At 63.8% G+C, this 12402-nt stretch carries 12 protein-coding genes; 3 read left to right on the forward strand and 9 right to left on the reverse strand.

The window, feature by feature from the left end:
- The first annotated feature begins 157 nt into the window (after window positions 1–157).
- Both ABIE49_RS07155 and ABIE49_RS07160 read left to right on the forward strand, forming a co-directional pair.
- Entirely contained in the window at window positions 158–1363 is a 1206-nt protein-coding gene (locus ABIE49_RS07155; RefSeq protein WP_192734215.1) for a GNAT family N-acetyltransferase, read from the forward strand.
- Window positions 1360–2304 carry a cupin-like domain-containing protein gene (locus ABIE49_RS07160; protein ID WP_192734216.1) on the forward strand — a complete coding sequence of 315 codons (945 nt, stop codon included), beginning with the start codon at window positions 1360–1362 and terminating at the stop codon, window positions 2302–2304. Before ABIE49_RS07155 ends, ABIE49_RS07160 begins: the two co-directional genes overlap by 4 nt.
- Window positions 2305–2453: 149 nt before the next feature.
- Here ABIE49_RS07160 and ABIE49_RS07165 read toward each other — a convergent pair whose 3' ends face one another.
- Window positions 2454–3092, reverse strand: a complete 639-nt coding sequence (locus tag ABIE49_RS07165; protein WP_354066637.1) for an NIPSNAP family protein — start codon at window positions 3090–3092, stop codon at window positions 2454–2456.
- A 185-nt stretch (window positions 3093–3277) separates the two neighbouring features.
- Entirely contained in the window at window positions 3278–3943 is a 666-nt protein-coding gene (locus tag ABIE49_RS07170; RefSeq protein ID WP_192734217.1) for a DsbA family oxidoreductase, read from the reverse strand.
- A gap of 161 nt (window positions 3944–4104) precedes the next feature.
- Here ABIE49_RS07170 and ABIE49_RS07175 point away from each other — a divergent pair, with 161 nt between their 5' ends.
- Complete coding sequence (locus ABIE49_RS07175; protein WP_192734218.1) at window positions 4105–4905, forward strand: thioesterase family protein; 801 nt, start codon at window positions 4105–4107, stop codon at window positions 4903–4905.
- A gap of 239 nt (window positions 4906–5144) precedes the next feature.
- On the opposite strand, the gene ABIE49_RS07180 is transcribed toward ABIE49_RS07175, so the two are convergent.
- From ABIE49_RS07180 to ABIE49_RS07210, 7 genes are all read right to left on the reverse strand, one after another.
- A protein-coding gene (locus tag ABIE49_RS07180) for an IS630 family transposase (RefSeq protein ID WP_502915856.1) occupies window positions 5145–6084 on the reverse strand; the annotation gives its coding sequence in 2 pieces (ribosomal slippage) (window positions 5145–5747 and window positions 5749–6084; 939 coding nt in all).
- An 89-nt stretch (window positions 6085–6173) separates the two neighbouring features.
- Window positions 6174–6797 (reverse strand): ABC transporter ATP-binding protein, encoded by a 624-nt coding sequence (locus tag ABIE49_RS07185; protein ID WP_249133370.1) that lies wholly within the window; start codon window positions 6795–6797, stop codon window positions 6174–6176.
- Between the two features lie 73 nt (window positions 6798–6870).
- Window positions 6871–7605, reverse strand: coding sequence for an ABC transporter ATP-binding protein (locus ABIE49_RS07190; protein ID WP_192740309.1), 735 nt, complete (start codon window positions 7603–7605; stop codon window positions 6871–6873).
- Window positions 7592–8716: a branched-chain amino acid ABC transporter permease gene (locus tag ABIE49_RS07195; RefSeq protein ID WP_192740308.1), complete on the reverse strand. Its 1125-nt coding sequence runs from the start codon at window positions 8714–8716 to the stop codon at window positions 7592–7594. The genes ABIE49_RS07190 and ABIE49_RS07195 overlap by 14 nt, the downstream gene beginning before the upstream one ends.
- Window positions 8717–8721: 5 nt before the next feature.
- A complete protein-coding gene (locus ABIE49_RS07200; RefSeq protein ID WP_192740307.1) occupies window positions 8722–9942 on the reverse strand; it encodes a substrate-binding protein in 1221 nt (406 codons plus the stop codon).
- A gap of 3 nt (window positions 9943–9945) precedes the next feature.
- The gene (locus tag ABIE49_RS07205) at window positions 9946–10803 is read right to left on the reverse strand and encodes a branched-chain amino acid ABC transporter permease (protein ID WP_192740306.1); all 858 of its coding nucleotides are present in this window, start codon (window positions 10801–10803) and stop codon (window positions 9946–9948) included.
- A gap of 35 nt (window positions 10804–10838) precedes the next feature.
- Window positions 10839–12353, reverse strand: a complete 1515-nt coding sequence (locus ABIE49_RS07210) for an amidase (protein ID WP_192740305.1) — start codon at window positions 12351–12353, stop codon at window positions 10839–10841.
- Window positions 12354–12402 lie beyond the last annotated feature (49 nt).

Raw genomic sequence — 12402 nt, forward strand, 5'->3', positions numbered from 1 at the left:
GGCATGCTGAATCAGCCGTTAACATAACCGCTCAAATCCGGGCGTCGGCCCACCGGCATTTTCCATTTCTCTACGCTAGCGTTGCCCCAGAACGTCGTGGAAGCAGGCGGCACCCTGTTGGTGCCGCTCTCGACATCGCGACCGGGGAAACGGGGAAGTGGCCGAGATTGCAGAGACATCGGTAGTCCGTCGTGCATCTTTAGGGGATGCCGCACGCGCGCGCGCGCCGGTGGCGCCTGCCGGTGCGCTGACGCCGCTGGCCGACATCCCCGCCGCCCAATGGCGCGCGCTGTCGGAGCGCGTCGCCGAGCCCAACGGCTATTACCTCCCGGAATGGGAATTGGCGGTCAACGCTTCCGCGCGCGGACGCGTCGGTGCTTCTGCATTGAGCGCCTGGAGCGATGCTGGCGAGCTGACCGGCCTGATGCCGGTTATTTCGATGTGGCGCGCCTACAAGATTCCCCTGCCCGTTTGGGTCAGCGCCGATCCCTATGGCTCGCTGTCCACGCCGCTGCTGTGCCGCGATCATGCCGAACAGGCGGCAGAGCGCCTGCTGGACGGCGCGCGCAAGGCCGGCGCCCACGCGCTGATGCTGCGCGACATGTCGCTGGACGGCGCGGCGATGAAGGCCTTCACCGAAGTGTTGGCCCGCAACGGCCTGACGCCGCGCGTGCTGCAGTCGCATGTCCGCGCCGCGCTCGACGCCACCCTCGACCCCGATGAGTTGCTGCGCGAGGGGCTGGGACCGAAGAAACTCAAGGAATTGCGCCGGCAGCGCAACCGGCTCGGCGACCATGGCGAGGTGCATTTCGACATTGCGCGCACGCCCGCAGAGGTTACCGCCGCGCTCGAGACGTTCCTGGCGCTGGAAGCCAGCGGCTGGAAAGCCAAGCGCGGCACCGCGCTGGTGCAGCACGCCGGCGATGCCGCCTTTATCCGCCGTGCCACTTGCGCGCTCGCCGCCACCGGCCAATGCGAGATCGTGACGTTGCGCGCCGGCGAGACGCCGGTGGCATCAGCCGTCGTGCTGCGGCATCAGGATCGCGCGTTTTATTTCAAGCTCGGCGTCGACGAACGCTTTTCGAAATTTTCGCCGGGCGTGCAGCTGACGCTCGATCTGACCCGGCATCTCTGCGCCGATCCTGCGATCCGCCTCGTCGATTCCACCGCCAATGCCGACCACCCCATGATCAATCCGATCTGGCGCGGTCGGCTTGCGATCGGCGACGTGCTGTTTCCGCTGCGGCGCGGCGACGTGGTCGCAACGCTGGCGCAAACCGCCTTGACGCTGCGCAAGCTGGCCCGCGAGCCGGCGCGCCGCGCCATCCGCTTCATCAGGGAACGCCAGGAGAAATCCTCATGAATACCCAGACCGCCGTAGCGCCGGTGATTACGGCCGACAACGACGCGCTGCGCCGCGACTTTCCGCTAAAGCCGTTCGCGATCCGCCACAAGCTGGCCGGCCATCCGCTGTTGATGCTGCCGCGTATCGCACAATTGGCTGCTGAGTTGCCGCGCGATTTGATCGAATACAATTCCGGCAAGGTCGCGATCAGCCAGGATCCCGACGCCATACCCTCGGTCGATCTCGATCCCGTGGAAGTGGTGAAGAGCATCGAGACCGCCGGCGCCTGGATGGTGCTCAAGCGCGTGGAGAATTCGCCGGAATATCGCCAGCTGCTGGAAGACACCCTGCTCTCGGTGGCGCGCGCCCGCGGCTTCAATAGCCTGGCGGATGCCGGCTTCGAACAGCTCGAAGGCTTTCTGTTCGTATCCTCGCCGAATTCGACCACGCCGTTCCATCTCGACAGCGAAGACAATTTCTTCGTGCACATCCACGGCGAAAAATTCTTCACCATCTTCGACAACAACGACCGCGCCATCGTCTCCGGCGACGAGATCGAGCGTTCGATGACCAAGCACCGCAATCTGAAATATGACGAGAGCTTTGCCGCCCGCGGCAAGGAGTTTCATCTGTTCGCGGGCGACGGCTGCTACGTGCCGTATCAGTGGCCGCATTGGGTGCGGACCGCGGACTCGTTCTCGATTTCGATGGCGATCACCTGGAAGACGCGCGAAGTGCGCCGCCTCAACGATTTGCACTTCTTCAACTCGATGCTGCGCGGCGTTGGTATGCCGCAGCAGCCGCCCGGCAAGCAGCCGGTGCGCGACGCGCTCAAGCTCGCCTTCTATCGCACGGTGACCACGGCGATCAAACCACTCCGCGCCTCGATGGCGATGCGCCGCGCGCTGCGGCGCATCGCGCTGGGGAAGCGCGCGAATTATTATTTGAAGGGGACGTAGGAGCGGCAAACGATACCGTCATCCTGAGGTGCGAGCGCTTGCGAGCCTCGAAGGATGACAGTTCGAGCCCGTAGCCATCCTTCGAGGCTCGCCGAAGACGGCGAGCACCTCAGGATGACGGCGGAATTTGTTGCGCGAAGGCCCTCGCCTCACTTCAACGGCGAGTGCGGTGCCGGCAGCATGATCGTCGAGTGCATCTCCTCGAGGAAGCCCGGGCCCTTGCCGAGGAATTCCTGCCAGGCCGGATCCTTCATGGTGTTGGCGCGGACCTGGGCGCGTGTGTTGAGATCGGGATAGGCCCAGATGTGGCAGGCCTCATTGGGCTCGCCCGACTCGGTCTGCCAGAGGCCGACGATCTTTGAATATTTCTCGCGCTCCGGCAGCACGGCGGTGAACGCATCGAGCCATTGCTTGAGGCCACCAGCCGGCTTGCCGCGATAGTTGCGCAGTTCATAGACGTTGCCTGAGGATGCCGGAGCCACCGGCGGCTTGATCGCATTCATCAGCCGGACATTCTGGCGCAGCAGCAGCGGACGGATCAGCGGAATGTACTCGGCTGTCCAGCGCGGGTTCTTGGCCAGTTCGGCGCGAAGGCGTCCGCGCTCCTCGAAACTGTTGTAGCTCCACATATGCAGGACCTGGTTGAGCGGCCCGATCTCGGTCATCCAGTAGCCTTCGAGCTTGCCGTAGTCGTTCTTGCGAATGTCCGCCGACACGGTGCTCGCCGCTTTCACCATGTCCCCGAGCGTGCCGGGCTTTACGGTGTAGGTCCTCAACTCATAGATCATGGCGTTTTCCTGTGGTTTCTTGGTTCTGTGGAAGTATCAGGGCATGAAAGGCGCGCAGTGACAACTGCGGGGGCCGTAGCTCTCTCAGTTGTCATGGCCGGGCTTGACCCGGCCATCCACGTCTTGCTTTGAGTCTGTAAGGAAGACGTGGATGCCCGGGACAAGCCCGGGCATGACGCACTCAGCTATTCCGCCGCCTGCGCGTTGATCTCGCCGGACACCTGGCGGATGGCTCGGGCGAGCTGGTCGGCGGGCTGCGCGCCCGAGATCGCGTATTTTTGCGCCAGCACGAAGGTCGGCACGCCGGAGATGCCCTTCTCGGACGCTTCCTGAGCCTGGCCGGAGATCAGCGCGACATCCTCGTCGGTCGCGAGGCGCTTGCGCACGTCCTCGGCATCGAGGCCGATATCGGCGGCGGCCTGCACCAGCACGTCGACGTCGGTAAGATCGCCGCCATCGCGAAAGTACAATTCCATCAGGCGCTGCTTCATCTCGCCGGATTTGCCTTGCGCTTCGGCCCAGTGGATCAGGCGATGGCAATCGGTGGTGTTGGGCTGGCGCTTTACGAGCTCAGGCCGGTAGGTCAGGCCCTCTTCGCCCGCGGCCGTGACGACGCGGCCGGCAATGCCCTTATAGGCCTCGACCGAGCCGAACTTGGCGGTGAGATATTCGTCGCGGCTGATGCCCTCGCGCGGCACCCAGGAATTGAGGAAGAACGGCCGCCAGCGCACTTCGACCGGCACATCCGGCACCAGCGCCAGCGCGTTCTCGATCCGGCGCTTGCCGATATAGCACCACGGGCAGACCACGTCGGAGACGATGTCGATCTTCAGCGGCTTTATGGTGCTCATGGGCGCGTCCTCGGGCTTCAAATGATGGCGGGAAAGTAAGCCGATTGAGGCCCGGGACAAGGCCCCGGGCCGCATGCCGCCATTACATAACCTCCGCGGTTATTGTGGCCGCGGACCGGTCTTCGTAGAAATCGGGCAGCGATTCAACCGCGGAGCCCGACATGACCGCCATTTTCAAGCCGGAAGGCCCTCTCTTTCGCGCCACCGAGCATGCCGGCGGGCCCTGGTCGCCGGATATGCTGCAGGGCAGCGCGACCACCGCGCTGATGACGCGCGAGGTCGAACGGCTCGCCGAGAATAGCGGATTTGCGGTGCGCCGCCTCACCTTCGATTTGTGGCGGCCGGCGGGCTTGCGCGCCTTCGGCCTGGAGACCGAGATGCTGCGCGACGGCCGCAAGGCCAAGACCATCCAGGTGCGGCTGACGGACGGCGAAACCGAGATCGGCCGCTGTACGGCGTTGTTGACTGCGCAGGGGAGCGAGTCGCCGGCCGATCCGTTCTCCAAAAATTCGGCCAGCGACGCGCCGCCGGAATCCGGCACCCCTCCGCCTTCCTTTGCGCAGAAATGGAGCCGCTATTTCCAGAACGTTTCGGTGCGCCTCATCGAAGGCGCGCTGGAAAAACCGGGACCGGCCGCGGCATGGATGCGGCTCGACGTGCCCATGGTCGAGGGCGAGACCAACACCCCGCTGCTGCAGGCGGTGCAGGCCGCGGACTTTGCCTCAGGCGTCGGCCAGATCGTCGACATGCGCGAATGGACGTTCATCAATCCCGAGATCAGCCTGTACTTCTTCCGACCGCCCGAAGGCGAATGGATGCTGATCCGCTCGCGCACCCGCACCGGTGCCAATGGCGCGGGGCTGACCATGGCAACGCTCAGCGACCGCAAGGGCGCCTTCGCCGAAGTGCTGCAGGCGATGACCTTCGAGCGGCGGGAAGCAAAACAGGCTCAGGCGTCGTGAGGGTTGGTGCTATACCGGGATGATCGGCGCGTCCGCAGGCCCGGTTCACCTCTCCCGCTTGCGGGGTCGAGACGAGCGAAGCTCGCTCTTAGGTCGACGCACGAAGTGCGGCGGGTGGGGGCTCTCTCCACACGAACAGTCTGACTCGCGGCAGCACCCCCACCCCAGCCCTCCCCCGCAAGCGCGGGAGAGGGAGCGCACCGCCCTCGCGGAATCTCATCCCCTAAAGCGTGATGGCATTAAGTTCGATAGCCTGAATTTTTGAGGTAGTTGGCACATTCCTCTGAGGTGAAGGCATCGAGTGCGTAGCCGATTGCGGCGCAGACCGCGTCGACGGTTCGCGCGGCAGCTTTGCGGACCAGATGCTTGAGCTTGGCAAAGACCTGCTCGATCGGGTTCAGGTCAGGCGAGTATTTTGGCAGGAAGAAGAGTTTGGCGCCGACCGAACGGATGAGCTGGCGAACTGCTTTGCTCTTGTGGCTGCCGAGGTTATCCAAAACGACGATATCGCCGGGTCGAAGGATGGGCAGAAGAACCTTCTCGACATAGGTGCGAAAGCTCACGCCATCGATCGGCCCCTCGATAAACCATGGCGCATCGATCCGGTCATGGCGCAGGGCCGCCAGGAAGGTCATGGTCTTCCAGCGGCCGTGGGGAACCTTGGCGTGAAGCCTGCGCCCGCGCGGCGCCCATCCCCGCAAGGGAGCCATATCGGTCCGCGTCCAGGTCTCGTCGATGAAGACCAGTCGCTCAGCTTCGACGCGACCTTGATACTTTGTCCATTGGAGGCGCCGCCGCGCCACGTCGGGTCGATCGCGTTCGTCAGCCGCCACGCTTTTTTTTGAAGCTGAGCTTCTCGGCATGCACGAAGTCCCACACCGAGTGGTAGTCGACCTTCAGGCCGCGTCCGGCAAGCTCGGCAACGAGCCCTCGTATGGTGAAATCGCCGTCTTTGATCCGTTGCGACAGCCAAACCGCATGGTCTCCCGAAACTGCCTTCGGCTTATGACCACCCATCTGGCCCGGAGCAACGCTGCCAGTATCCTCGACCCGCTGCATCCAACCGATCGCTGTGCTGATCGCGACCCCAAACTGCTTGGCTGCCTGATTGCGGGACATCCCGCCCTCGATCGCGGACACGACACGCTTGCGAAGATCCAGAGAATAAGGCTTGCCCATCCATGCTGGCCTCCGTCCAGCCATCATGGTGAATCAGAAACCCACTGATTTGGGAATCCCAAATCGATTCAACCTAACCCCATCCCGCTTTAAGGCGCCAGATACTGCAGCAGCCTCGGATCGTCGCGGACTTCCTGCGCCGATCCTGATAGCGCGACCCGGCCGCGGTCGAGCACGAAGGCGCGGTCCGCGACGCGCAGCGCGAGATCGAGATGCTGCTCGACGATCACGATGGCGATATCTTTGGCGAGCAGGATCAGGCGCTCGGTGATTTCCTCGATCACACCGATCCAGACGCCTTCGGTCGGCTCGTCAAGCAAAAGCACCCGCGGGTTCGACAACAGCGCGCGGCCGATCGCGAGCATCTTGCGTTCGCCGCCGGACAATGTGCCGGCAACCTGGTCCATGCGCTGGCCGAGCTTTGGAAAAATCTCCAGCACGCGGTTGACGGCCTGGCTGTCGCGGTTGGTTAATGCGCCGACGGCGAGATTGTCGCGCACCGACAGCCTGCCGAACACCGAGTGCTCCTGCGGGACGTAGCCGACGCCGAGGCGAATGCGCTGCTCGGTCGGCAGCGCGCCGACGCTGCGGCCATCGAGACTGACGGCGCCGCCGAGCAGCGGCAATTCGCCGACGATCGCCTTCATCAGCGTGGTCTTGCCGGCGCCATTGCGGCCGAGAATGGCGACGCCGCCGCGCCACGGCACGGCCATGCTGACGCCGAACAGCACCTGGCTGCGGCCATAGCCGGCGTCGACGCTCTGGATATTGAGGTATCTGTCCTGGTCAGGCACGGCGGAGATAGACCTCCTGAACCCGGGCGCTCGACTGGATATGCGACACCGACCCGCAATCAAGCACGCTGCCCTGATCGAGCACGGTCAGCCGGTCGCAGATGTCCCTGATAAAATCGAGGTCGTGCTCGACGATGACGAGGGAGCATTTCTTCTTGATCGGCTGCAGCAGTTCGCCGGTCACGCGGCGTTCCTCGAGGCTCATGCCGCCGGTCGGCTCGTCGAGCAGCAGCAGCTTCGGCTCGGGCGCCAGCGCCATCGCGATCTCAAGCCATTGCTGCTGGCCGTGCGACAGCGCGGACGCGGGCTCCGCCGCGCGGTCCACCAGACGGAACTGTTCGAGCATGGCCATCGCGCGATCGTGCAGAACGCCGCGGGTACGCGAAAACACCAGGCTGGGCAGCGAGCACTGCGCTTGCAGCGCCAGCAGTATGTTGTCGTAGAGCGTCAATGCCGGCAGCACGCTGGTGATCTGGAACTTCAGACTCATGCCGGCGCGCGCCCGCTCCGCCGGCGAGGCCTGCGAGATATCGCGGCCGCCGAACGTCACCGTGCCCGAGGTCGGGATTTCCGCGCCGGCGACGCACTTCATCAGCGTGCTCTTGCCCGAACCGTTGGGTCCGATCAGGCCGTGGAATTCGTTTTCGTAAACGGTGAGATCGGCGCCGTTCAGGGCCGTCAGCTTGCCGAAAATCTTGATCAGTCCACGCGCTTCAAGAAGAGCCACGATCGCCCTCCTCCGGCAGCCGGCCGAAATTGCCGACACGCTCGCGCTCGCTCAGGATCAGGCTGACGAGGCCTGCGGGGCGAAACAGGATGACCAGCAGCAGCAATACGCCGAGGATGATCGGCCAGATGTCCTGATAGGAGTTCGACAGCCAGAAGCTGACCGCCTCGATCGCGACCGTGCCGATCACGGCGCCGATCAGCGTGCCGGAGCCGCCGAACAAAACGTAGAGCACCACCTGCGTCGAGATCACCACGCCCAGCATGTTGGGCCAGACAAACCCTTCGTGAAACGCATAAAGACTGCCCGCGAGCCCCGCGACGGCGCCGGCAAAGGAGAAGATGATCGCCTTGAGGCGCTGCACCTGGTAGCCGAAGAAGGCGATCCGCTGCTCGTTCTCGCGCAGACCGGCCAGCGCCAGTCCGAATTGCGATCGCACCAGAAAACGGCACAGCAAATAGACCGCCAGCAGAATGCCGAGCGTCAGGTAATAATAGACCGGCCCTTCCGTGATGTCGTAGCTGCCGAGCGACATCGGCGGAATCGAGGGAATGCCGTTTTGGCCGCCGAGATAATACCAGCCCCGCGCCACCCGGTCGGCCGCGTAGGAGCCGGTCAGCGTGCCCAGCGAAACAAAGATCACGCTGGATGGATGACGTCCGAGCAGCAAAAACCCGCCGAGCAGCAGCGCAAAGGTAAAACCGATCAAGAGCCCGGCCGGCAGCACGAGCAGGATCGACGTCACGCCGAGGTCACGCGCGATCAGCGCCACGCCATAACCGGCCGTGCCGAAGAACACGGCCTGCCCGAAACTCATGATGCCGGCGTAGCCCCACACCAGGTCGAACGAGAGCGCAAACAGGCACAGGATCAGGACCCGCGTGGCGTAGATCGTCAGATAGTCCTTGAGGACGAATGGCAGCAGTACGGCGATCGCCAGCACCACGATTTCAATGATCGGCAGCACTTGCCATCGGCGCTGGCGGCCGACGCGAAGCGGAAGCCGCAGCGGCGTCGGCGGTGTCGTCAAACCAGCAGATCCGCTCCCGACTTGGCAACGGCGGTCATCCGCCGCTGCCCTTCGCTCTGCATCAGCATTCCCTGTTGGCATTCCCTTTAGCATTCCTTGGGATCGACGAGGCCGGCGCTGCGCGCGACGATCTCATAATTGCCGCCCTTGGCAACCGCCGTGTACATCTTCATCTTGCAATGCCGCTTGCCGGGAACCATTTCCGCGGGCCCGCCGGGACCTTCGGCGATCTTGGCATGATCCAGTGCCGCCGCGACTCCGTCGCGATCGATCTTGCCGGCCTCCTTGACCGCCGCCTCCCACAGTTTGAGGCCACGATAAGTCCCGGTCGCGGCACTGCCCGCGGCGAACAGGAACGTACCGGGGAACTGCTTTTCGTAAGCCGCATGCAGCTTGGCGCTGAAGGGGTCTTCAGGCGTGAGCGCCTTGAAATAGTCGAGGCAGCTCGCAAGGCCCTCGATCTCCGCCGCCTGGTTGATGTTGAGCGTGTTCTCGTCGTAATAGACGCAAGATAGCCGGCCGCCGTTCTTGAGGAACCCCGCCTCATACAGCTGCTTGAAGAACGGCCCTACCCCCGGCGGGATCACGGTGTTGAACACCACGTCGACCTTGTTCGAGATGACCCGGTTCACCGTGGCGCTGAAGTCGATCTGGTCGAGCGGGTAATACTCTTCGAAGACCACCTCGCCGCCATTGGCCTCGATCACCTTGCGGGCATAGACGTTCAGGGTGTGCGGCCAGACATAGTTGGCGCTCGGCAGCGCAAACCGCTTGCCGCCGTTCTTGATCAGCCAGGGAATGAATTCGTCGCACTGCTGCGCCGGCGTCGGGCCGGTGCAGAACAGATAGGGCGTGCATTCCTTGCCTTCATAGAGCTGCGGGTAGATGTAGAGCGTCTTGCCGCGCGCGACGATGACGTCCTTGATGGCGTTGCGCATCGAGCTGGTGATGCCGCCCAGCACCAGATCGACCTTGTCGCGCTGGATCAGTTTGCGGACGTTGCCGACCGCGACCGATTCATTCGACGCGGTGTCCTCGATGAACAATTCCAGCGGCCGGCCGAGCAAGCCGCCGGAATCGTTGATTTCCTTGACCACCATTTTTGCGACGTTGGCATCCGCGTTGCCGGCGTAGCCGATCGGGCCGGTCAGGTCGGTGGCGATGCCGACCTTGATCGGGGGCCCCGCCGCGTTGGCCCAATCGGGACGGACGACCCAGCTGCCGACGCCGGTGGCGATGGCGGTACTGGCAAAGGCGAAGTTGGAGAGAAACCGCCTGCGGTTGAGATGGCTGCGTTCGCTGGACATGGACTAAACCCCTTTTCCTGAAATCAGGCCTTGCGGCCGAAACTTGATGAAGATGATGGCGAGTACGAACACGAGGACGTCGGCGATCACGGGCGGGATGATCCAGGGCAGTGCCGCGGCGAGCGTGCCGATCACGCCGGCGCCCGCGACGGGTCCCGCGAACGAGCCGACTCCGCCGACCATGACGGCGACGAAGCCCTGGATCAGGAAGCGCAGGCCGAGATCGGCAAACAGCGAGAACACCGGCACGATCAGCGCCCCCGCAAGGCCTGCGAGCGCGGCGCCGAACGCAAACGTGGCGCCATAGATCGCATTGGTCGAAATGCCGGAGGCGCGGGCGAGCGCAGGGTTTTCCAGCGACGCCCGGATGCGCAACCCGAAGGCGGTGCGCGCCAGCAGCAGATAGCTGCCGATCATCACCAGCGCCGTGATCAGGATGATGACCAGCCGCCAACTCGAAAAGTGCATGGTCCCGATATTGACCGAACCGCCGAGCGGCTCCGGCACCGACAGATAGAGCCCGCCGATCAGGCCGCGGACGATTTCGCGGATGATCAGCCCGAGCGCGTAGGTGCCCAGCATCGCCACGATCGGTGCGGCGTAAAATCGCCGGACGATGCTCCGCTCCAGCACGAATCCCAATCCGCCGACGACGAAGGGCGCGGCCGCCATGCCGATCCAGACCGGTAACCCCGAGCTGTGCACGATGTAGGTGACGTAGGCGCCGAGCAGGACGAACTCGCCCTGCGCGAAGTTGAAAATGCCCATCATGCTGGCGATGATCCCGAGCCCCAGCACGACCAGAACGACGATCGCGCCGAAACTCAGGATCTCGAACAGTGCGACGAACAGATTATCCATATGCCATCACCAGCAGCGTTGCGGCGTTCGGCTGCTTACATTTTCTTCCAGTCCCCGGCCTGCTCGAAGGCGTGCGCCGCGCGATAGATGGTCATTTCATCGAAATGCCGGCCGACCAGCATCATCCCGACCGGAAGTCCGTCGACCATGCCGCAGGGAATCGACATCGCCGGGTGGTGCGTGATGTCGAACGGCGCGGTGTTGGTGATCATCTCGAAGGCGCGCTGGCACACCTCCTCCCGGGAGGCACCGGGCGCCGGCAACGGCGTCGCCTTCATCGGCGTAGTCGGCATCAGCAGCAGATCGTAATTCGCCAGCACCTTGTCATAGGCGGCGGTGATACGCCGCGAGATGTTGACGGACTTGCCGTAGTAGCGCGGCCCGAAATTATTGTTGACGTAGACGCCAAGCATCAGAAACAGCTTTGTCGTTTCCGACAGCGAGTCCGCCTGCCCGCGCCAGCCGCGGTGGAAATCCATCAGCGACGTCGAGTAGAGATCCGAGCGGCTGAGACCATAGCCGTCGCCGAACATCATGGTCTGGGCGATGCCCTCGGCGCCGATCGGCGTCCAGACCGCCGGCGCCACCATGTGGAGCGGGATTGAAACCTGTTCGACTGTCGCGCCGAGGCTCGCCAGCCGCTTCGCCGCTTCCATCACGCTCCTGTTGACGTCGGCTTCGGCACCGGCCTGCTCGAAACCTTCCTTGATGATTGCGATCTTCATGCCCTTGATGCCGGCGCCCAGCGCCTTGGTGTAGTTCTGCACCTCGGGCGACTTGATCCGGGGGTCGTAGCCGTCGTCACCTGCAATCACTTCGAGCAGCAGCGCGTTGTCGGCAACATTGGCGGTCATCGGCCCGGTGTGATCGACGAAGATCTCGATCGGCATGATGCCCGTATAAGGCACCAGGCCCCAGGTCGGCTTCATGCCGTAGGTGCCGCTGAAGGACGACGGCATCCGGATCGATCCACCCTGGTCGCCACCGATCGCCATGTCGACTTCGCCGAGCGCGACCACGACCGCGCTGCCGGAAGACGATCCGCCGGCGGAATAGCCCATCTTGTGCGGGTTATGCACCGGACCGGTCGCATTGGTGTGGCTGCCGCCGGAGATGCAAAAGTTTTCGCAATGCACCTTGCCGGCAATCTCGGCGCCGGCATCGAGCATGCGCGTGACGATGGTGGCGTCGAAATCCGGCACATAGCCTTCGAGCGTCGCGGAGCCGTTCATCATGGGCACGCCGGCCAACATGATGTTGTCCTTCAGCGCTACGACCTTGCCCTTCAGCTTGCCGCTGGCGGCGCCCTTGACGGTCGATTTGCGGTACCAGGCGTTGCGCGTATTTTCTTCCGGCGACGGGCGATAGCCAGGGGTCCGCGGGTACTTCACGATCGGGACTTCGTCGGCCATCGCGCCCACGGCGTTGTAGGCATCGACCGAGCCCTGCATCAACCCACGGAAGGAAGCGACGTCCTCATCGGTCAAGGCCAGACCGCATTGGTCGGCAACTGCGCGCAGTTGATCGGGAGTAGGAAGCGCTACTGTCACGATGGATTCTCCTGTTTCTTTGACGGCTCGCGAAGGAAATTGCGAAGGG

Source organism: Bradyrhizobium sp. OAE829 (assembly GCF_040546575.1).
Taxonomy (GTDB): Bacteria; Pseudomonadota; Alphaproteobacteria; order Rhizobiales; family Xanthobacteraceae; genus Bradyrhizobium.